The organism is Amycolatopsis japonica (genome assembly GCF_000732925.1).
Lineage (GTDB): Bacteria > Actinomycetota > Actinomycetes > Mycobacteriales > Pseudonocardiaceae > Amycolatopsis > Amycolatopsis japonica.
The window spans coordinates 3,074,038-3,095,638 of the sequence record NZ_CP008953.1; the positions used below are offsets into that span (position 1 = coordinate 3,074,038).

The 21,601-nt window shown below is 69.4% G+C and carries 16 protein-coding genes and 1 pseudogene; 9 read left to right on the plus strand and 8 right to left on the minus strand.

Translation table 11 applies throughout. The features are described 5' to 3' along the window. Positions 1-11: 11 nt before the first annotated feature. Both AJAP_RS14560 and AJAP_RS14565 read right to left on the minus strand, forming a co-directional pair. Positions 12-1,255, minus strand: a pseudogene (locus tag AJAP_RS14560) (DUF222 domain-containing protein). 135 nt (positions 1,256-1,390) lie between these two features. Continuing rightward, complete coding sequence (locus AJAP_RS14565) at positions 1,391-1,867, minus strand: GNAT family N-acetyltransferase (RefSeq protein ID WP_038511721.1); 477 nt, start codon at positions 1,865-1,867, stop codon at positions 1,391-1,393. A 100-nt stretch (positions 1,868-1,967) separates the two neighbouring features. Here AJAP_RS14565 and AJAP_RS14570 point away from each other — a divergent pair, with 100 nt between their 5' ends. Next, entirely contained in the window at positions 1,968-2,744 is a 777-nt protein-coding gene (locus AJAP_RS14570) for a cyclase family protein (protein ID WP_038511724.1), read from the plus strand. Continuing rightward, positions 2,741-4,351: a thiamine pyrophosphate-binding protein gene (locus AJAP_RS14575; RefSeq protein WP_038511726.1), complete on the plus strand. Its 1,611-nt coding sequence runs from the start codon at positions 2,741-2,743 to the stop codon at positions 4,349-4,351. Before AJAP_RS14570 ends, AJAP_RS14575 begins: the two co-directional genes overlap by 4 nt. 5 nt (positions 4,352-4,356) lie before the next feature. Here the strand turns inward: AJAP_RS14575 and AJAP_RS14580 are convergent, their stop codons facing one another. The 3 genes from AJAP_RS14580 to AJAP_RS14590 are packed head-to-tail and all read right to left on the minus strand — an operon-like array spanning position 4,357 to position 8,292. After that, on the minus strand, positions 4,357-5,619 hold the full coding sequence (locus tag AJAP_RS14580) for a class I SAM-dependent methyltransferase (RefSeq protein ID WP_038511729.1): 1,263 nt from the start codon (positions 5,617-5,619) through the stop codon (positions 4,357-4,359). A gap of 27 nt (positions 5,620-5,646) precedes the next feature. Further along, positions 5,647-7,032: an FAD-binding oxidoreductase gene (locus tag AJAP_RS14585; RefSeq protein WP_038511732.1), complete on the minus strand. Its 1,386-nt coding sequence runs from the start codon at positions 7,030-7,032 to the stop codon at positions 5,647-5,649. 45 nt (positions 7,033-7,077) lie between these two features. After that, entirely contained in the window at positions 7,078-8,292 is a 1,215-nt protein-coding gene (locus tag AJAP_RS14590; RefSeq protein WP_038511735.1) for an SGNH/GDSL hydrolase family protein, read from the minus strand. Positions 8,293-8,406: 114 nt separating this feature from the next. Here AJAP_RS14590 and AJAP_RS14595 point away from each other — a divergent pair, with 114 nt between their 5' ends. From AJAP_RS14595 to AJAP_RS14610, 4 genes are all read left to right on the plus strand, one after another. Beyond that, a complete protein-coding gene (locus tag AJAP_RS14595; protein WP_038511738.1) occupies positions 8,407-8,778 on the plus strand; it encodes an MmcQ/YjbR family DNA-binding protein in 372 nt (123 codons plus the stop codon). 475 nt (positions 8,779-9,253) lie between these two features. Next, complete coding sequence (locus AJAP_RS14600; protein WP_038511741.1) at positions 9,254-10,420, plus strand: sensor histidine kinase; 1,167 nt, start codon at positions 9,254-9,256, stop codon at positions 10,418-10,420. Continuing rightward, positions 10,417-11,079: a response regulator gene (locus AJAP_RS14605; protein WP_038511743.1), complete on the plus strand. Its 663-nt coding sequence runs from the start codon at positions 10,417-10,419 to the stop codon at positions 11,077-11,079. Before AJAP_RS14600 ends, AJAP_RS14605 begins: the two co-directional genes overlap by 4 nt. Positions 11,080-11,099: 20 nt before the next feature. Next, positions 11,100-13,982 carry an AfsR/SARP family transcriptional regulator gene (locus AJAP_RS14610; protein ID WP_167551712.1) on the plus strand — a complete coding sequence of 961 codons (2,883 nt, stop codon included), beginning with the start codon at positions 11,100-11,102 and terminating at the stop codon, positions 13,980-13,982. On the opposite strand, the gene AJAP_RS14615 is transcribed toward AJAP_RS14610, so the two are convergent. After that, positions 13,954-14,394 (minus strand): hypothetical protein, encoded by a 441-nt coding sequence (locus AJAP_RS14615; RefSeq protein WP_038523025.1) that lies wholly within the window; start codon positions 14,392-14,394, stop codon positions 13,954-13,956. The genes AJAP_RS14610 and AJAP_RS14615 overlap by 29 nt on opposite strands. Positions 14,395-14,680: 286 nt before the next feature. Continuing rightward, positions 14,681-15,418, minus strand: coding sequence for a carbonic anhydrase family protein (locus tag AJAP_RS42455; protein WP_051972446.1), 738 nt, complete (start codon positions 15,416-15,418; stop codon positions 14,681-14,683). Between the two features lie 155 nt (positions 15,419-15,573). Here AJAP_RS42455 and AJAP_RS14625 point away from each other — a divergent pair, with 155 nt between their 5' ends. Further along, positions 15,574-16,053: a hypothetical protein gene (locus AJAP_RS14625; RefSeq protein WP_038511749.1), complete on the plus strand. Its 480-nt coding sequence runs from the start codon at positions 15,574-15,576 to the stop codon at positions 16,051-16,053. Between the two features lie 4 nt (positions 16,054-16,057). Here AJAP_RS14625 and AJAP_RS14630 read toward each other — a convergent pair whose 3' ends face one another. Continuing rightward, entirely contained in the window at positions 16,058-16,711 is a 654-nt protein-coding gene (locus AJAP_RS14630) for a TetR/AcrR family transcriptional regulator (RefSeq protein WP_038511751.1), read from the minus strand. 116 nt (positions 16,712-16,827) lie between these two features. Here AJAP_RS14630 and AJAP_RS14635 point away from each other — a divergent pair, with 116 nt between their 5' ends. Together AJAP_RS14635 and AJAP_RS14640 are read left to right on the plus strand one after the other, a co-directional pair. Beyond that, positions 16,828-19,524 (plus strand): MMPL family transporter, encoded by a 2,697-nt coding sequence (locus tag AJAP_RS14635; RefSeq protein WP_038511754.1) that lies wholly within the window; start codon positions 16,828-16,830, stop codon positions 19,522-19,524. Further along, entirely contained in the window at positions 19,524-21,596 is a 2,073-nt protein-coding gene (locus tag AJAP_RS14640) for a YhgE/Pip domain-containing protein (RefSeq protein ID WP_038511757.1), read from the plus strand. Before AJAP_RS14635 ends, AJAP_RS14640 begins: the two co-directional genes overlap by 1 nt. The last annotated feature ends 5 nt before the right edge of the window (positions 21,597-21,601 follow it).

Genomic DNA, 21,601 nt, shown 5'->3' on the forward strand with positions numbered 1-21,601 from the left:
CTTCCTCGGTGTCAGCGGTGGTTGTGGCGGGGTGTTTGGAGCGGGTCGAGGTATTGCGGTGGGATGAATTCGGGTCGTCCGTTGGTGATGTGGACTGTCCAGCCGGATTGGCCGTGGATGACCATGTGGTGGTAGCGGCACAACAGGCAGAGGTTGTTGAGGTCGGTGTCGCCGAGCTGCCCCCACGGGAGTATGTGGTGGGCTTCGCAGTGTTTGGGTCTTCGCCGGCAGCCGGGGAACGCGCATCCGTGGTCGCGCAGGTTCAAGGCGCGGCGTTGGGCGGGGGTGACGCTGCGGGCGGCGCGTCCGATGTCGAGGGGTTCGCTTTCGCTGCCGAGGAGGGCGGGGATGATTTTGGCGTCGCAGGCCAGCATGCGGGCGTGCCGGGCGGTGATCTGCGCGACCCCGTCCACGCAGGCCGCCCCCAGCCCCGAGGTCAGAGTGTCCAGCGGGATCGTGACCACGACGGTGGTGCGGTCTCCGGAGAGGGTGGGGGCTTTGTCGTTGGTCATCGCGTAGTGGATCGCGTCGAACAACGCGTCCCCATGGCGCTCGCCCGGGGTGCGGGGGTCGCGGTTGCCGTCTTCGTCGACGGGTCTTCGCTGCCCCCAGGTTTCGAACAGGGCGTTGGCGCGGGCCCCGAATTCCGGATCCAGGAGCCCGTTGAGCCGCCACCACCCGTCGTCACGCTTGTGCAGATGCACCTCGCGCGACGGGGGTTTCAGGTCCTCATCCTTGGGCTCGTTCCCATCGGGGTCAAGATGGGCCAAGAGGTCGGCGCCGACATTGGCGATCTCCTGCGGCCCGGCATGACGGGCCAGCGTCACCAGGATCTGCTCGGCACCGGTCCGGTCATCGGCCGACACTTCGTCCGGGATCTTCTTCAGCACCGCAAGGATCGGATCCAGCTGCTGATGCCCCAAGTCACCCTCCGCCGCCGCGGCCCGGCGATCGGCGCGAACGCCGGGGCGGGGGTGCCGTCGAGGTTCCGGCTCTCGTTCACCGCCAACGCCCGGGCCACGGTGTCACGGGCCTCGTTCGGACTGACCCGCGCCGTCTCAGAAAACCAACCCGCGGTCGAACCGTGCCCGAACAGTTCCATCGGACCCCGGGACTCGATCTCGACCAGGAACTGCCCGACCTCCGCCAACGCCTGCCGCGCCACCGACAACCGCTCCACCACACCATGCGCCAGCTCCCGCGCACCAGCACGCCACAACTCCCGCGGCGGCTCGAGGATACGTTGTCCGGACACCCCACAAGAATACCAGGGAATCGAACAAGTGTGCGAACGTGAGAACTTCTATCGAAATCGGATTCAAGTAGTGTTCGTGGGGCGCGTTGCGAAAGCCACTTTCGCAACGCGCCACCTCATCAGACCACCGACCACTCAAAGGTCAAGGCGCAGAACGGTTTCCTCGATCTCCCCGCCCCGAGCGGCCGCGTAGGCGACTTCGGTCCCAATGACACTGAAGCCCGCCTTCTCCAGCACCCGAAGCGACCCGAGATTGTCGCTGGCGGCGCGGGCGTGCAAAGGCCGGACCTCGACCATCTCCAGGAACAGAGCGAGGGCTCGGCTGGCGATTCCTTGCCCCCAAACCGCACGGTCGATCCAGTAGGTGATTTCAGCGTCGCCTTCCACGAAGAACCTGCCGATGGTGCCGAGGAAGCGGCCATCACCGGTCACCGCACGCACGATGAGGTCCGGAGAATTCCTCAACTTCGCCATGTGGCGGTCGAACGCTTCGCGATCGTCGGGGTCCCTCGCGACGAACGCGGCCATCCTGACCGATTCGGGGTCACGCATCAGCTCGTACAAGGTGTCCAGGTCGCGATCCTCGACGGACCGCAGTGCCACCTCGACCATCGATCTCCTCCTCGGCGTATCGGCGACGTCCCAGCCAACCATCAAACCCGAAATCCGCCTAAGGTGGCCGAGACGCCGCAGTCACTCCCGGGAGGCACGCATGTCGTTGTTGGCCCAGCTGAACTCCGCGATCACCACGGGCGCGATCGAGGTCGTCGACCTCACCGCCCCGCTGAGCGCGAGCACCCCGATCCTCCAGCTGCCGGAGCCGTTCGCGAACACGATCCCGTTCGGCCTGGAGGAGATCAGCCGGTACGACGAACGCGGCCCGCGCTGGTACTGGAACAACATCCACACCGGCGAGCACACCGGGACCCACCTCGACGTCCCCGTGCACTGGGTGTCGGGAAAGGACGGCCACGACGTCTCCGAGGTGCCGTTGCGCACGCTGGTCGCCCCGGCGGTGGTACTCGACGCGTCGGCCCGCGCGGCCGAAGACCCGGACTACCTGCTGTCCATAGAAGACATCCGTGAGTGGGAGCGCGTGAACGGGCCGCTGCCCGACGGCGGCTGGCTGCTCTACCGCACGGGCTGGGACGCTCGCTCACACGATCAGGAAGCCTTTCTCAACAACGACGAGAACGGTCCGCACACCCCGGGTGTTTCGGGGGAGTGCGCTCGCTGGCTCGCGGAGGAGGCGCCGATCACCGGGTTCGGGGTGGAGACCGTCGGCACCGACGCGGGGCAGGCCCTCGCCCTCGAACCGGCCTTCCCGTGCCACGAACTCCTTCTGGGCGCCGGAAAACACGGCTTGACCCAGTTGCGGAACCTGGCGAGTCTGCCGGCCACCGGCTCGCTGCTGGTCGTCAGCCCGCTCCCGATCGTCGGCGGTTCCGGCAGTCCCGCCAGGGTCTACGCGCTGGTCGAGCGGGTATGAACGTCGCCGAGCTGGTCGGCCGCACGCTCGCGGAACTCGGTGTCGGCGCCGCGTTCGGGGTGGTGGGCAGCGGCAATTTCGAGGCGACCAACGGGTTGCGGGCGGGCGGGGTGCGGTTCGTCGCCGCGCGGCACGAGGGCGGCGCGGCGAGTATGGCCGACGCGTTCGCCCGGATGAGTGGCCAGGTCTCGGTGCTGAGTCTCCATCAGGGCTGTGGGCTGACCAACGCGCTCACCGGGATCACCGAGGCGGCCAAGAGCCGGACCCCGATGATCATCTTGGCGGGGGACACCGCGGCGTCCGCGGTGCTGTCGAACTTCCGGGTCGACCAGGACGCGCTCGCGGCCGCCGTCGGCGCGGTGCCCGAACGTGTGCACGGCGCGCGAACCGCGGTCGCCGACACCGTCCGCGCCTATCGGACAGCGGTGCAGCAGCGACGGACCGTCCTGCTCAACCTTCCGCTCGACGTCCAAGCGCAGGAAGCGCCCGAAGCGGTGACGGTGCCGGAAATCCCCGGTCCGGCGTCGATCCGTCCGAGTGCCGACGCGATCGCGAAACTGACCGATCTTCTCGTCGAGGCGCGGCGGCCTGTGTTCATCGCCGGCCGCGGCGCGCGGGGGAGTGCCACGCCTCTGAAAGAGCTCGCGGAGGTCTCCGGCGCGCTGCTGGCGACTTCGGCGGTGGCGCACGGCCTCTTCCACGACGATCCTTTCTCGATCGGGATCTCGGGTGGCTTTTCGTCGCCGCGAGCGGCGGATCTCATCAGGGACGCCGGCCTCGTGATCGGCTGGGGATGCGCGCTGAACATGTGGACCACCCGGCACGGCACGCTGCTCGGCCCGGCCGCCCGGCGGGTCCAGGTCGACGTCGACCAGGCGGCTCTCGGCGCGCACCGGCCGGTCGACCTGGGCGTCGTCGGCGACGTCGCCAGTACGGCCGCGGACGTGCACGCCGAACTCGTGAGGCGTGGCCACCACAGGAGCCGCGAAGCTCCCGAAACCACCCGATGGAACGACGTCCCGTATAACGACCTATCCGGCGGCGGGAGGATCGATCCGCGCACGCTCAGCCGCCGTCTCGACGAGATCCTGCCCACCGAACGGGTGGTCTCGATCGACTCCGGCAACTTCATGGGCTACCCGAGCGCGTATCTGTCCGTCCCCGACGAGAACGGCTTCTGCTTCACCCAGGCGTTCCAAAGCATCGGACTGGGCCTCGGGACGGCGATCGGCGCGGCACTGGTCCGGCCGGAGCGCCTGCCGGTGCTCGGGGTCGGCGACGGCGGGTTCCATATGGCCCTCTCCGAGCTGGAAACCGCCGTACGACTAAAGATCCCGCTCGTCGTCATCGTCTACAACGACGCGGCGTATGGCGCGGAGATCCACCATTTCGGTGCCGCGGACATGACGACGGTCCGGTTCCCCGACACCGACATCGCGGCGATCGGACGCGGTTTCGGCTGCGCAGGGGTCACCGTGCGGTCGGTCGAGGATCTCGCCGCCGTCGAGGACTGGCTCGACGGCCCACGGGACGCGCCGCTCGTCGTCGACGCCAAGATCGCCGACGACGGCGGCTCGTGGTGGCTCGCCGAAGCCTTCCGGCATTGAGTCCTCTAAACGCCCCAGTCCGGCCGAAGCGGCATACCCGCGTCGCCGTCCGGCCCGACTTTCACCCCGAGCACCTGGTGCAGTTCGATTTCCCGGCGTTCGAAGGCGAGGCGGCACGCGGCCATGTACAGCGCCCAGACACGGCTCCGGCCGGCGCCCGCTTCGGCGACGGCCTCGTCCCAGTTCGCGTCGAGGTTGGCGCACCAGGCGCCGAGGGTGGTGGCGTAATGCTCGCGGAGGTTCTCCGAATGCCGCACCTCCAGCCCGCTGTCGTGCATCGCGGTGGCGATCTCGCCGACGGATTCCAGTTCGCCGTCGGGGAAGACGTACCGGTCGATGAACCCGCGTGACCGGTGCGGGACGGAGGTGTCCGGGTTGGTGATGCAGTGGTTCAGCAGGCGCCCGTGCGGCTTCAGTTTCCCGGCGAGGAAACGGAAGTACGACGGCAGGTTGCGCGCGCCGATGTGTTCGGTGAGCCCGATCGAAGACACCGCGTCGAAGTCCGTTTCGGTGACGTCGCGGTAGTCGAGGTGCCGTACTTCGGCCTTGTCCGCGAGCCCCTTGGTCACGATGTCCTTCTGCGCCCATTGCGCCTGTTCGCGCGAAAGGGTGACGCCGAGCGCCTCGACGCCGTAGTTCTGGACGGCGTGCTCGACCATCCCGCCCCAGCCGCAGCCGACGTCCAGCAGCCGCATGCCGGGCCGGAGCCCGAGTTTCCGGCACACCAGGTCGAATTTGTGCGCCTGCGCCTCTTCCAGCGACGCGCCTTCGGACGGATACGCGGCACAGGTGTAGGCCATCGACGGGCCGAGCACCAGTTCGTAGAACCGGTTCGAGACGTCGTAGTGGTTCGAGATCGCGTTGCTGTCGCGCGCTTTCGAGTGCCGTAGCCCGTCGAAGACGCGCTTGGCGCGGCTCGGCAGTTCTTCGGCGGGCGGGGCGACGCGCCGCAGATGCCTCGGCCCGAGTTCGCGCAGCAGCCACAACCGGTCCGCGGCGCTGAGCTGATCGACCTGGGCCACGAGCGCGCGCAACGCCGAGTAGAGATCGCCGTCCACGTCGAGCGCGCCGGCGACGTAGGCACGGGCGAGCCCGAGGTCGCCAGGGGACGACATCAGGTACGTCAGCGCCAGCGGCGACCGCACCTGGATCGACACCGGCGCGTCCGCCGGGCCGCTCGTGCTGCCGTCGTAGGCGGTGATGGACACTTCGGCGCTCGGGCCGAGCAACCGCTCGAAGATCTTCCCGACGGTGGTCGTCTCAGCCATGATCGTCTCTCTTCTTCCCGGGCCCGATCACCGCCGCCGCACGCATTTCGCGTACAGGTCGAGCAGGCGGCCGTCGGGGTCGTAGGCCGTCTTCAGTTTCCGGTAGGCGTCGCCGTTGTACAGCCGCCAGAACTCCTCTTCGGTATAGAAACTGTCGGAGTACAGCGATTTCCGCCCGCCGAGCCGGGTCACTTCGGCCTCGATCAGCCGATTGTGCGTATCCGGCGCCTCGCCGGGGTCCAGTGGCACGGCGGACCAGAACCCGAAGTTGACGTACAGCGTCTCGGGGTCCATTTCGTACAGCGGCGAGTTCACGCCGCCCGGCCGCTGCTTCAGCGGGCAGATCCACACCGGGCTGATCGGGATCTCGCGGCGGAAGAAGTCCAGGAACTCCGCGGCCCGCGAGAGCGGCACTTCGATGTCCTGGACGATGGTCTCTTCCGGGGGAAGACGACGGAGCTTGAGCAGTTTCGCGGCGATCCCGAACCGGCGGTCGAGCGCCACGACCTTCCAGTAGACCGACGACCGCAGCAGCCGCCTGCCCAGCAGCAGCCGGGGGAGCCGGTGCTGCACGCCGAACGCCCGCGAGCACCAGAACCAGTCCGTGTCCCAGCGCCACAGGTAGTCCCGGACGCTCAGATGGTCGGTCTCGCGGGTGCGGATCGACTTGTAGTAGATGTCGAGCCAGGTGTAATCGCTGGTCACCGGTGCCGAGGAGGTGAAGGTGCCCAGCGTCAGATACTGCTCGCCCGGCCCGAAGACCGTTCCGTCCACGAAGTCCGCCGACCCGCTCCGGCATGCCTCGGCCAGCGCCGCGAAGTACTCCTCGGTGTCTTCGTATCGCACGTGGTCGAGCCGGACGTACGGCTTGACCGGCTCCAGTTCGATCTTCAACCGCAACGCGTAGCCGAGCGTCCCGTACGAGTTCGGGAAGCCGTGGAACAGATCGCTGTGCTCGTTGTCCGGCCGGGCGACGACGATCCTGCCGTCACCGGTGAGCAACTCCATCTCCAGTACCGACTCGTGCACGAGCCCGTTGCGGAACGAGGAGGACTCGATGCCGAGGCCGGTGACCGCGCCGCCGAGCGTGATCGTCTTGAGCTGCGGCACGACCAGTGGCATCAGCCCGTGCGGCAGGGTCGCGTCCACCAGCTGCTCGTAGGTGACCATGCCTTCGACGTCGGCCGTGCGCGCCAAGGGATCGACGTCGAGCACGTGCGTGAATCCCGAGACGTCCAGCCCCGGCGTACTGGTCGCCTTCCGCGCCCGGAACAGGTTCGACGTCCGCTTCGCCAGCCGGATGGTCCCGTGGAGATCGGCGAGCCGCGCCCGGAGGATTTCGGCACGCGCCTCGTGTTCGGCGAACCGGACCAGCCGCGCCGTCTCCCGGATCCCGCTGTCGCTGCTCGCCATCAGTTCATCGTGCCCCACCGAACCGCCTGGCGCAGCCCTTGATTATCAGCGGAGCCCCGGCAGCGGGACGGCGTCCGCCATGGCGGTGAAGCCCTTGTCGCCGGGGTGGAGGTGATCACCGGAGTCGTACTCGGGTTTCATCCGCTGCGGGTCGGCGGGATCGCGGATCACCGCGTCGAAGTCGATGTAGCCGTCGAAGAGCCGGCTCGTCCGGATGAACCGGTTCACCGCCTGCCGGGTCTCCTCGAGTTGCGGCGTGTACGAACCCCAGCCCTTCCACGGCGTGATCGTCGCGCCCAGCACGCGCAGACCGCGGTCGTGCGCCCGGCCGGCGATCTGCTTCAACGCCGAGATGATCTTGTTCGGATCGGCCTGGTGCGGGGTCTGCTGGATGTCGTTGATGCCCTCGAACACGATCGCCGTCCGCACACCGGACTGGCCGAGCACGTCGCGGTCCAGCCGGGCCAGCGCGTTGACGCCGTAGTTGCCGCCGTCGAGCAGCAGCCGGTTCCCGCTGATCCCGGCGTTGAGCACGCCCGTCCGCGCGCTGATCTTGTCGGCGAGCTGATCGGGCCAGCGCAGGTTCGCGCCCCAGGTCGAGTTCGCCCCGTCGGTGATCGAATCGCCGATCGCCACGACACTGCCCCGCAGGCCGCGGCCCCGGACGTCCACACCGGACACGTAGTGCCAGACCGCGGTCTTCTCCGGGAACGACGCCGCCGACTCGTCGGCCGCCTTGTCGCCGTTCCGGGTGAAGTACGAGTTCTGCATCGCCAGCGGGTGGTAGGTGACCGGACCCGACGGCGTCGGTGTGTACGTGGTGACCAGGAGATCGCCGTCCCTCGGCACCGTCAGCGCCGTGCCGTCGCTGAGGATGTCGGCGCCCGGCGGCACGGTGACCTCGCGATCTCCGCCGAAGGTCAGCGTGCGCATCGTGCCCGGCACGGCCTGCGGGGTGTCCGGGCCGGCGGCGACCGCGACGGTCACCCGGCCGAACAGCACCGGAGTCCGGCCGAAGGCGTTGGACAGCCGCACGCGTACTTCGTGCCCGCCGACGCTGGTGTGCACGATGTTGCGGATCGAGAAGTTCGGGTAGCCGTTGTCGGTCCCGGCCACCCCGGCCGCGGGAGCCGCCGCCCAGGTGCCCACCCAGCCGCTCGGTGCGGCGCTTTCCACTCCGGACGGCGGGGCCGCCGCGGCGACCCCGGGCACCACACCCAGCACCAGGATTCCCGCTACGGCGAGCTGTTTCACGCGCATGTCGGTTTCGCCTCCACCCAGTCGGCTCCACCCATCGTCAGTGAATCACCGACAAGCGGTCAACGTCCCGGACGGGACAGGTTTCTGTCGGTGGTCGCGATTAGCCTGAACGCCATGAAGCCAGCCGCCCTCCGGAAGATCTGCCTCGGCTTCCCCGGCGCCAGGGAGGAGTTCCCGTTCGGGGAGGAGAACAGCGTGTTCAAGGTCGCGGGCAAGGTGTTCGCGCTCAGCCCGCTCAAGGCGGAACCGCTGCGGATCAGTCTCAAATGCGAGCCCGACCTCGCCGTCCGGTTGCGCGCCGAGCATCCGGCGATCATCCCCGGCTACCACCTGAACAAACGACACTGGAACACCGTCGAACTGGACGGTTCGCTGACCGACGACTTCGTCCGGGAGATGATCGAGGACTCCTACGACCTCGTCGTCGCGGGCCTGCCGAAACGAGAACAGGAGAAACTGAACTGGGTCGCGCTCAGCCAGGAATGAGCACGGCGAAGCCGTTGTGGCTGGTCGGCACTTCGCGTGATCGTCCGGACGACTCGCGTGATCCGATGGACGACACACGTGACCAGACGGACGACACTTCCACGGCGATGCCTCGCCGCGAGTCGTCCGTCCAGTCACGCGAGACCGCCAGTAGGTACCTCAGTGTTCGTCGGCGCCGGAGTGGATGAGGGGGACTTTCACCGCGTGCGACGCGGGTAAAGCGTCCTTCACCGCGTCAGCTGAGGGGGGTGCTGGATCTCGGTGGCGAGCCCGCTCGCACCGCCGACTCCATCACGCCACCTTCGACTTACCCTTCAATAGAACACTCATGGGCACTCACGGCCTTGGCCCGCGGCCTTCGGAGGTTTCATCCGGATTTCATCCGACCGTGCTCGCCCGGCCTCCTACCGTGGGCGGAGACGGGTGCCGCCCGCCGCACGATGACTCGTTCACCGGGACTTCCTAGGCTGATGGCGTGCTGGAGATCTTGCGGGACCGGTTCCGGGCACGGGCGCAGGTGAGTCTCGCTCGTGCCGGGCTCGCCCTGCCCTGGTGGGTTCCGGTGAGTTCCACCTTCGTGAGCGTGGTCTTCGCCGTGGTCGCGGTGGTGCAGCGGGACGCCTTGGTACCGCCGCAGCCGATCGCGCTGGGCGGGCTGCTCGTGATCGCCACCCCGCTGGCGTGGGCGCTCACGGGCTGGGTCGTGCCCTGGGCGCGGGTGGCGGCGCTGATCGCCGCCGCCGCCGTCCTGCTCGCCGAGCCGGCGCTCCCGGATTTCGCGCCGTTGCTGTTGCTGGTCGCGGCCACCGAAGCGGGCAGTGTCCTGCGGACGTCATGGGGGATCGCCCTCGTCACGATCGCCTGCGAGGCGGTGCTGGCCGTGGCGGGGATCTGGGGCGGGCTGATCGGCGGACCGGTGTACATGGTCGCGGTCCTGCTCGGACTCAGCGGCGGGCTCATGACCCGCTGGTACACCAGGGTGCTGGCCGCCGAGCGCGGCAACCGGGACGCCTCCCGCGACAAGGCGCTGCTCGCCGAACGCCAGCGGATCGCGCGTGAGGTGCACGACGTCGTCGGTCATTCGCTCAGCATCACGCTGCTGCACCTGACCGGTGCCCGGCACGCGCTGCAGCAGGACCGCGACGTCGACGAGGCGATCGAAGCGCTGACCGAAGCCGAGCAGGTGGGACGGGCGGCGATGGCCGACATCCGCCGCACGGTCGGCCTGCTCGCCGACTCCCCGTCGGGCAGTGCCCCGCTGCCGGGCGTGGAGGACATCGCGACGCTGGTGGAACGCACCCGCAGCGCCGGACTGGCGGTGCGCTATACACAGGAAGGCGACCTCGGCCGGGTAGGCGCCTCGGAAGGATTGGGCCTCTACCGGATCGTGCAGGAATCACTTGTCAACGTCGTCAAGCACGCCCCCGGCGCGACCGCGGAGGTCCGGCTGAACGCCGGCCGTTCCGGGCTGGACCTCGTCGTCAGCAACACCCTCCCCGCGACCGTCCGCCGCGCGGCCGAAGACGGCTCGGGACTGGCCGGGATGGCCGTCCGGGCGGCGCAGCTCGGCGCCGATCTCAGCGCCGGGCCCAGCGGCAGGCAGTGGATCGTGCGCGTCACCGTGCCGGGGGTCAAGCCGTGACCGCCGCCGAGGTCCAGGTGCTGCTGGTCGACGATCAGGAGCTGGTGCGGTCCGGGCTGCGGCGCATCCTGCGGCGGCGCGACGGGTTCGTCATCGCGGGGGAATGCGGCGACGGGGCGGAGGTGCCCGCGGCGCTGGCCGCGCACGAGGTCGACGTCATCGTGATGGACCTGCGGATGAAGAACGTCGGCGGTGTCGAGGCCACCAGACGGCTGCGGCGGACCGGCGGGCATCCGCCGGTGCTCGCGCTGACCACCTTCGACGACGACAACCTCTTGGCCGACGCGCTGCGGGCGGGCGCGGCGGGTTATGTGCTCAAGGATTCCCCCGCCGAAGACCTGATCCGGGCCGTGCGGGCGGTCGCCGCGGGCGACGCCTGGCTGGATCCAGGGGTCACCGGCCGGGTGCTCGCCGCTTATCGGCAGGCCGCCGGGAACGGCAGCGGCGGGCGTTCGCCGGAACTGCTGACACCGAGGGAACAGGACGTGCTCAGGGCGATCGGCCGGGGGCTGACCAACGCGGAGATCGCCGCCACTCTCGTGATTTCGGAGGTGACCGTGAAAAGCCACATCGGCCGGATCTTCACCAAACTCCAGTTGCGGGACCGGGCGGCGGCGATCGTGTACGCGTTCGATCACGGGATCGTGGTGCCGGGCTAGTGCGGGACGAAGGGGGGATCATGTCGGAATCGAAACTGCGGTTCGAAGTGCTCGGCCCGTTGCGGGCCTGGTACGGCGAGACCCGGCTGGACCTCGGTCCGGTCCGCCAGCAGGCCGTCCTCGCCGCGCTGCTGCTGCGCCCGGACGTGACCGTCAGCCATTACGAACTCACCGACGGGCTCTGGGAGAAGCCGCCGGAGTCGAACGTGCTGCCGGTGTACGTCCGGCGGTTGCGGCAATGCCTGGACGCGTCGGGGACGAAGCCGCGGGACTCGGTGATCGTGTCCGACCGCGGCGGCTACCGGTTCGCCGGTGGTGGGGTGCTCCTCGACGTGGTCCGGCTGGAGGAGGTCGCCGCCGTCGCGGCCGCCGCCGAGGAAGCGGGCGACCTCGTCGCCGCGGTGGACACCTTCGCCGACGCGCTCCGGCTGTTCCACGGCGAGCCGCTGACGGGACTGCCCGGCGCGTTCGTCCAGGGCGAGCGGCGACGGCTGGAGGAACGCAAACTGCTGTTGCTGCGCCGGAAACTGAAGGCCCAGCTGAAGCTCGGACGGTTCGACGAGGTGATCGGCGAGCTCTCGGCGCTGGTGTCCGCCGATCCGCCGAGTGAGCCGCTGGCCGCGTTGCTGATGCGGGCGCTCTACGGCGGCGGGCGGCAGGCGGAGGCGCTGGAGGTGTTCACCGACGTCCGCGAGCGGCTGGTGGAGCAGCTCGGCGTCGAGCCGGGTGAGGAGCTGCGGCAGGTGCAGGAGGCGGTGTTGCGCGGGGACGAAGCGCTGCTCGGTGTCGCCCAGCGCCGGGAGCCCGCTCGCCGGATCCGCAACGAGCTGCCCGCCACCAACGGCGAACTCGTCGGCAGGGATCGTGAACTCGCGCTGCTGGTGGCGGACGGCGATCCGGAGTCGGTCTCGGTCGACACCGTCGACGGCGTCCCGGGCGCCGGGAAGACCACGCTCGCGGTGCGCGCGGCCCACCGGCTCCGCGAGTCCTATCCGGACGGTGCGTTGTTCGTGGATCTCCACGGCTACACCGAAGGCCGTGAGCCGGTGACACCGGAGCGTGCGCTGCGGCGGCTGCTGCGCGCGGTCGGGGTCGAAGACGGGCTCATGCCCGACGATCTCGACGAGCTGTCCGCGTCGTGGCGGGCGGCGACCGCGCAACTGCGGTTGCTGCTGGTGCTCGACAACGCCGAGTCCGCCGGACAGGTGCGGCCGTTGCTGCCGTCCGGGCCGGGTAGCCGGGTGCTGGTGACCAGTCGTCGCCGTCTGTCCGGTTTGGACGCCGATCGCCGCGTTTCCCTCGGCGCGCTGGGTCTCGAAGCGGCGGAACGGCTGCTCGGCCGCATCGTCGGAGCGCCGAGGGCGGAGGGTGAGCGGTTCGCCGTGCGCGCGCTCGCCGGGCTGTGCGGGCGTTTGCCGCTCGCGCTGAGGATCGCGGGCGCCCGGCTGCAGAACCGTCCGATGTGGACGTTCAAGGATCTGGTGGACCGGATGTCGGACGACGAGCGCAGGCTCGGCGAACTGACCGCCGAGGACCGCAGCGTCGAGGTGGCGCTGCGCCTGTCGTACGAACAGCTGCGCCCCGCCGAGCAGGACGCGTTCAGTGTGCTCGGCCTGTCGCCGACGGCCGAGTTCGACCGGCTCTCGGTCTCCGCGCTGCTGGACTGCTCGCCCGCCGAAGCCGAGCGGCGGCTGGAAAGCCTGGTCGACGCGAGCCTCGTGCAGGAGCCGGCGAGCGGCCGCTACCGGCTGCACGATCTGGTGGCGGTCTACGCCCGGCGGCTCGCCGGGGAGATGCCCGAGGAGGCCGCCGAAGCGGCACGGAAACGCGTGTACGGCTTGTATCTCGGCGCCGCTCGACGGGCGAGCGAATGGGGTGTCGCGCGGTTCCCGTTGGAGAAAGGCGGTCCTTTCACCGGCCAGCGCGACGCTTCCGCCTGGCTCGATGCCGTCGGCGAACTGCCGGAAGTGGTGTCGCAAGCGGCCGAAGCCGGGCTGGACGACCTCGCGTGCGCAGTCGCCGAGGGACTGGTCGACTATCTCGCGCGCCAGCAGCGGTACCACGAATGCCGGACGGCGTTGCAGATCGCGCTCCCGCTGGCGGAACGGGCCGAGGACGAACGTCTCGTCTCGTCGCTGCGGTTCTGCCTCGGCTACGCCTACGCCATGCAAGGGCAGCTGGACCGGGCGCGCGGCTGGTTCGACGACGCGCTGCGGGCGGGCCAGTCGTCCGGAGACCGCGGGGTGGAGGCGCGGGCACTGGGCGGGCTGACCATGGTGGATCTGATCGCCGGACGGCACGATCTGGCGATCCCCGGCATGCGGCGGGTGATGGTCCTCGCCGACGAGGTGGGGGACAGCTGGCTCGCCGAGAGATCGCTGTCCGCGCTCGGTTATCTCGCGTACCTGCAGGGGGAGCACGACGAGGCGCTCGACCACCTCGGCCGCGCCCAGGCGCTGGGGGAGGAGATCGGCAGTCCCGGGATGGTGGCCAGGGTGCTGTGTCACAGCGGCACCGTCCGGCTCGAAACCGGCAGGTTCGCCGAAGCCGCGCTCGACCTCCGGCGGTCCGTCGAGCTCGCCGAGGAGACCACGGACGGCCTTCTGACCGCGACCAGTCTCGCCCGGCTGGGCGCCGCGGAACTGGAACTGGGGAATCTCGACGCCGCGTTCGAACTCCAACGGCGGGCGCTGACCGCGGTCACCGAAGAGACCATCGTCGGGATGGAATCCGAGATCCGCAACCGGCTCGGCCGTACCCATCTCGCCGCGGGCGACCCGGTGGCGGCCAGGGAGCATTTCGAGTGGGTGCTCACCACCATCGGACCCGACGGCGATCCCGCTCAGCGCACTCTCGCGCTGGAGGGGCTGGAGCTCACCAGACAGTCGGTACTCCGGCGTTGACGATCGTGAACCGGTGCCCCGCCATGCTCGTCCGCCAGCGCGCGAAGTAGGTGTCGGCGGCGTCGGCCAGATGTACGCCGGCGCGGACCTCGTGGACGGCGTAAGCCCACTCCGCGGCGTCGCACAGCACCAATTCCCTTGGCGCGCCACGTTTGCGGAGTACGGAGGAGCATAGGGCGCCGCGCCGGCCGACGGCGCCGTCGTCGAGACAACGACGGAGGTCTTCGACGGCGTCGGCGGCGGTGTCGAACAGCGTCCACCGGTACCTCGGCGACGGGCGGCCGTCGGCCCACGGGGTGAAGAACGCCGCCCAGCTCCAGCCCGGTCCGACGACCCCGTCCCGTTGCCCTGGGCTCGGCGCGTCGTCCCGGGGCGTCACCATGTTGTACGGGGTCCGGCTCGCCGGGCTCATGCACGTCTCCTCGTGGACCACCGGTCCGCGGGTCGCGGATCCGTGCCCGGAACCGTAGGGCGGAGCCATGAAATCCCGATGAAACGCCGGTGGCCGCGCGCCTTCAGTACATGAAGGACCCCTTCCTGTACCTAGGCGCAAGGAAGGGGTCCTTCATGTACTTGGGGCAGGTGTGAAGGCTCCCTTCACCGCATTAGACGCAGTGAAGGGAGCCTTCACCCCACCATCGACCCGTCCGCGACCACGACACGTTTGCCTTACCTCAAATAACCGTCCTTACCACTCACTAGAACTGCGGCACCACGGTCAGCCGCCGTCCGTTGAGCGGCTGCGGCGCGCGGGCGTTGCCCGTGCCGAACAGGCCCTGGAACCGCGCGATCGTCGACGGCGAAACGGTCTGCTCGGACATCAGGAACCACCGCACCCCTTCGGTGAACGGGGCCGTGGTGAGCGAGCCGTCGTACCGCAGCGTGCTTCGGTCGCGGGGCAGGAGCGTGGCGAGGTCGAAGTCCTCCAACGCCACCGTTTCGCCGCATTCCGGGGCGAGCTTCGCCAGGACGCGATCCACCGGCGACGCGGCGCCCGAGCGCAGCGGCACGCCGATCACCAGCAGTTTCCCGGCGGCACTGCGGTGCACGAAATGCATTTCCAGCGGATCGGTGCGGCCGAGGAAACGGTGTTCGGACGGAGTGTGGAAATGGAACTGTTCGAGTTCGTAGCGGACCCCGGCGAGTGTGACGTGCCCGGTGCCCGGCCTGACGATGGCCTCTTCGGTTTCTTCGTGATTCCTCGTACTGCATCCGTTGGTGTCCGACGCGTCCTTTCGGATGTATTCGAGGTCCAGATCCGAGTGGCCGTAGGAGATGTCCGGTTTCGGCAGGGCCGGGTCGAACCTGATCGCGCCGGGGGAGATGTCGACCGGGCTCTGTGCCGTCTGCCGTGAGTGGGCGGTGCCGCCCGCGGTGAGCAGGAATCCGGCGAGGGCGAGGGGAACGACGAATGCGACAAGGCGCCTGCGCGTCACGCTCTGAACCTTTCGAAGAGCCGCACCCGATGGAGTGGTGCGCGCGAGAAGAACACATCTTTTTCCTGTGCCGAAGAATGTGCAAGCGTGGCCCGCGTCTATATTTCGTAAAGATTCACTGTGCGCATGCGGGTGGACACCCTTAGTATTCGAAGATGTCGATCTTGGCCGTGCTCTTCAGCTTGGTGGCCCTCTTTCCCGCCGTGGACCCCGTCGCGCGAACGGGTGCCTGCGAGGGAACGGAAGGGGTGACCGTCGCGGTCGGCGTGCTCGTGCGATGCGTGCCGGGATCGCCCGGTGACGCGCGGACCGCGCTCGAACGCTCCGGGCTCGCGGTGCGACTGGGGGACGGATCGGGGCCGTACGCCGATTCCCGCTATGTCTGCCGCGTCGAAGGCCTGCCGGATGGCGATCCGTGCACCGGTCATCGGGACGGAACGTCGTTCTGGAAGGTGTGGCGGGTCGGGCTGGATCCGGTGGCCTGGCGCGAATCCGGGACTCAGGACGGGCCCGGCGCGGTGCGTGTCTGCCCCGGCGGGCTCGTCGGCTTCGTCTTCGGGTCGAAGACCGCGCAGATGCCCGTCGCGCCCGAGCGGGTCGTGACCACGCCCGGATGGCTTCCGCCCCGGTGCTGACGGGTCAGTGTGCCGGGACGATGAGCGACGCCATCACCTTCGGGATCAGTTCGCTGACGAAGCGGCCGTCGGCGGGGAGTTCGCCGCCTGCCAGTAGATAGTTCTGCAGTCCTTGTTCGTACAGGGCCACGAGGACGAGCACCGCGTCCTCCGCCGAGATCGTCAGTTTTCGGCCGATCCGGTCCAGGGTGCCGACCAGGATCGCGCCCAGTTCGGTGTGGAAATACCGGAACGCGGCGCCGATCCGGTCGCGGATCTCCGGCTGCCGCAGGCCCTGCGTGCGGAATTCCGCGCACAGCAGGTACCAGTCCTTGTCCGCGTTGAGCGCGACCATGAACAGTTCGGCGATCCGCCCGAGCGTCGGGGAGAGGTCTTCGTGCGCGCCGACGACGGTGTCGCCGAGCACGCTCTCGGTGGCCTCACGGAACCGCTCGAGCCGGATCGCGGTCTCCTCCTGGAACAGGGCGAGGAAGAGGTCTTCCTTCGAGCTGAAGTTCGAGTAGAAGGCGCCGCGGGTGAAGCCGGCGCGTTCGCAGATCAGCTCGACCGGGGTGTCCCGGATGCCGCGTTCGGAGAAGGCCTCGTACGCCGCGTCGATCAGCCGTCGGCGGGTGTCCGCCCGGCGCCTGGTCATGGTGGCGCCCCGCTCCTCGGTCATCTCGCCATTCTTTCGCATCGGCCCGGTTCACCCGGCTGTGGGACAGGATACATCGTGAATCGGATACAGCGTGTATTACGATACGCCATGTATCCAACGAGCGCCGGGAGCCGATCGTGTCGTCATTCCTCTACCGCCTCGGCAGGCTGGCCGCCCGCGGACGCGTACTGGTCACCGCGTTGTGGCTGGTCGTGCTGTGCGTCTCCGGCGGCGCGGCGCTGCTGTTCGGCCAGGGCACCGACGATACGTTCGCGATCCCCGGCTCGGAGTCCCAGGAGGCGCTCGATCACCTCGGACGTGTCTTCCCGCAGGTGAGCGGGACTTCGGCGCAGTTGGTGGTGCTCGTCCCGGAAGGGCAGCGAGCCGATTCCGCGGCTGTGCGCGATTCCGTCTCCGCCGTGGTCCCGGAGCTGACCGGAGCTCCGCAGGTCTCGACGGTGGTCGATCCCTTCGACCCGGCCGTGCACGACGCGGTGTCCAAGGACGGCCGCGCCGCGTTGGTCACCGTGCAGCTCGACGTCGGACTGGCCGATATCCAGCCGTCGACCCGGACCGCGCTCGCCGGGATCGCGCAGGACCTGGAGAACCGGATCGGCCACGGCACCGAGGTGCTCACCGGCGGCGACGCGTTCTCGGACAAGGTGCCGAAGCTCAGCCCCACCGAGGGGATCGGCCTCGTCATCGCGCTCGTGGTGCTGCTGATGGTGTTCGGTTCGTTCATCGCGGCCGGAATGCCTTTGCTGACGGCGATCCTCGGTGTCGGCGTCTCGGTGGCGCTGGTCTACGCGGCGACGTCGGTGGCGACGGTGTCCTCCACGGCGCCGATGCTCGCGGTCATGCTCGGGCTGGCCGTGGGCATCGACTACGCGCTCTTCCTCCTTTCCCGGCACCGGGATCAGCTCGCCGAAGGACTCGAGGTCGAGGAGTCCATCGCCAGGGCGACCGCCACCGCCGGCTCCGCGGTCATCTTCGCCGGGCTCACCGTGGTGATCGCGCTGCTGGGCCTGTTCGTCGCCGGGATCCCGTTCCTGACGACGATGGGTATCGCGGCGGCGGGCGGCGTCGCGGTCGCGGTGATCGTGGCCATCACCCTCATCCCCGCGCTGCTGGCTTTCGCCGGTGAGCGGCTGCGGCCCAAGAAGCCGCGAAAGGCACGCAAGACCAAGAAGAAGACGCGGTTCAGCCTCCGCTGGGTCCGGCTCGCCACGAAGTCCCCGTGGATCACGATCGCGCTGATCGTCGGGGTGCTCGCGATCGCGTCGGTGCCCGCGCTGGATCTCCGGCTCGCCTTGCCGGACAACGGAACCGACGAGGACGGCACTCCAGCGCGGGTCGCCTACGACGCCGTCGCCGAGCATTTCGGGCCCGGCTTCAACGGTCCGCTCGTCGTCACCGCGGACATCCTGTCGACCACCGACCCGGTCGGGATCACCAACGGCATCGCCGACGACATCCGCAAGGTGCCCGGCGTCGCCGTCGTCCCGCTCGCGACGCCGAACCCCAAGGGCGACACCGCGATCATCCAGGTCGTGCCGACGACCGGCGCCTTCGACGAGGCGACCGACGACCTCGTCGAACGGCTGCGGTCGATGGAAGGACAGTTCAAGGACCGGTACGGCGTACAGACCGCGGTCACCGGGTTCACCGCCGTCGGCATCGACGTGTCCACGCAACTCGGCGACGCGCTGCTGCCGTTCGGCATCCTGGTCGTCGGGCTCTCGCTGGTGCTGCTGGCGATGGTGTTCCGCTCGATCCTCGTGCCACTCAAAGCCACCTTCGGCTACCTGCTTTCGATCGGTGCGGCGTTCGGCGCGACGTCGTTCGTGTTCGGGCAGGGACATCTGGCGGACGCGCTGGGCGTCACCCGCACCGGCAGTGTGATCAGCTTCCTGCCGATCATCCTGATGGGTGTCCTTTTCGGACTGGCCATGGACTACGAGGTGTTCCTCGTGTCCCGGATCAGGGAGGACTACGTCCATCACGGCGACGCGCACAAGGCGATCGAGACGGGCTTCGTGTCCGCGTCGAGGGTCGTGACCGCGGCGGCGGTGATCATGCTGGGCGTGTTCGCCGCCTTCGTGCCCGACGGCAGCGCCACGATCAAACCGATCGCGTTCAGTCTCGCGGTCGGGGTGTTCGTGGACGCCTTCCTGGTGCGGATGACGCTCGTCCCGGCGATTCTCGCGCTGCTGGGGCCGCGCGCCTGGGGTCTGCCGCCGTGGCTGGACCGCAAACTCCCGGTGTTCGACGCCGAGGGCGACGGTCTCGTCCACGAACTCCGGCTCGCCGACTGGCCCGCGCCGGGTTCGCCCGAGGTGATCAGCGCCGCCGGTCTCCGGGTCGACGACGACCGGGGCCGCACCATCTTCCGCGACGTCGAACTGCATCTCGGCCCGGGGGAGATCCTCGCCGTGCACGGTTCCGGCCCGGCGGGCAAGAGCGCGCTGCTCTACGCGCTCGCCGGCCGGGTGCCGAACGTCCGCGGTGATCTGAAGGTCCTCGGCCGGGTGCTGCCGCAGCACGCGCACGCCGTCCGGCGGAACGTCGCCTTCGTCGCCTGCAAGGAGACCGACGACCCGGCCGGCGAGGTCCGCCGCGCGCTCGACGACGGTGTCGCGCTCGTCTTCCTCGACGACCTGGACACCGTCGTCAACACCGCCCAACGCGCGGGGTTGCGAGCCTCGTTCGCGAGCAGGGAAGCGACCTTCGCCGTGTCCTGCCAGAGCCTCGCCATCGTGCGGGATCTGGTGCCCACCACCGCCGTCGCGGGTCTCGCCATGACACCCGCCCCCGTCCCCGCCGAGGTCCGCTGATGTCCCGCTTCTTCACCGGTTCCGCCCGCGCGACCGCCATCGGACCGCTGACCTGGAAGACCTGGCTCGGGATCGTCCTCGTGCCGGTGATCGTGGCGCTCGGCCTGGCGTGGGCGTTCTGGTCGCCCGAGGACAACCACGGCGCCGCCAAGGCCGCCGTGGTCAACGACGACGAGCCGGTGACGGTGAACGGGCAGCTGATCCCGCTCGGCCGGGAACTGGCCGGAAACCTCGTGCACGGCGAGGATTCCGCGTACACGTGGGTGCTCACCGACGCAGAGGACGCGAAGGAGGGCATCTCCGACGGTACGTATTCGGCCGTCGTGACGATTCCGCGGGACTTCTCCGCGCAGGCCACATCGACGTCGGGTAAACCGCTCGACGCGAAGCAGGCGATCATGCGCGTCGAGACGTCGCAGCGCACCGGTCTGGTCGATCCGGTGGCGAGCCGCGAGGTCGCGAACGCGACGCTCGCCGCGCTGAACCGGCAGATCGTCGAGACCTATGTGGACAATCTGTACGTCGGGTTCTCCTCGATCCACCAGCAGCTGGTGCAGGCGGCCGACGGCAGCGACCAGCTGGTGGTCGGACTGCGGCAATTGTCCGACGGGACCGGGAAACTGGCCGCGGGCGCGGGAGAACTCGCCGGCGGGGCGGGAAAACTCAGCGGCGCCGCCGGGCAGCTGGCGGACGGCGCACGCGAGCTCGCGAACGGCACCGGGCAGCTCGCCACCGGTTCCGGCCAGTTGTCGTCGGGGTTGACGCAGGCGGAGAAGGACACCGCGCAGCTGCCCCGGTTGACCAGGGAACTGGCCGACGGGGCACAGCAGGTCGCGAACGGCAACAAGCAGCTGTCCGACAAGATCTCGCCGCTGGCGGACAAGGTCCTGCGGATCATCGACGCCCTGCCGTCGGCGGGCGACTCGGCGCGCAAGTTCGCGGAACTGGCCCAGAGATGCGATCAGGACACGAAGTTCTGCGCCGATCTCAAGGCCGCTTCGGAGAAGCTCACGGCCGACGCCGCGATCCTCGACGGCAAACGTGCCGAAATCCGCGACGCCGTCGTACAGACGAAGAAGGCGGTGCAAGACCTTTCGGCGGGCTCGCAGAAGGTCGCCGACGGGAACAAGCAGCTCGCGGACAAGTCGAAGGAACTCGCGGGCGGCATCGGCACGGCGGCCGACGGCGCGCGGAAACTCGACGCCGGGGTCAAGGCCGCCGACTCCGGGGCACGGCGGCTCGCCGACGGCTCCGGTCAGCTCGCCGGCGGCGCGACGACGTTGTCCACCGGTGCGGGTGAGCTCGCCACCGGTGCCCGCTCCGCCGCCGATGGCGCCGAGCGCGCCGAATCGGGCGCCTCGGAGCTGGCCAAGGGCCTCAACGAGGGCCGGGGCAAGGTGCCCGACTACACCCAGGCCGAACGCGACCACCTCAAACAGGTCGCCGCCACCCCCGCGATCGCCGACACGGCGGGCTCGGGATCGTTCGGCGAAGGCGCGGTGGCGCTGATCCTCGTGCTGGCGCTGTGGGGCTGCGCGCTGGCGACGTACCAGGTGATCCGGGCGGTGCCGCCGAGTGTGCTGACCACCCGCGAACCGAGCTGGCGGATCATCCTCGCCGCGGCCGTCCCCGGTGCGACGCTCGCGGTGCTGACCGCCCTGATCCTGACCGGGGTGTTCTGGGCGTTCCTCGGCCTGAGCTTCGGCAAGGCGGTGACACTGCTGGTGGTGCTCGTGCTCGCGGCGGGGACGTTCACCGTCGTCAACCAAGCGCTGGTGGCGATCTTCAAACGTCCTGGTCGCTTCGCCGCCCTCGCGATCCTCGTGCTCACTGTCGGCGCTTCGCTGGTCTCGACCGTGCCTGGCTTTTTCGGGACCGTGCTGGGGATCCTGCCGACCAACGGCGCCTTGGTGGCGCTGTGGTCGCTGCTGACCGGGACGGACGGACTGACGTCGGGGATCGTGCAGCTCGTGGTGTGGCTGGGAATCGGGACCCTGGCGATGATCCTGGTGACGGACCGGCGGAGGTCCTTGCCCGGACGGGAACTGCGGCTACCCCTCAGGGGTATGTGACGAGC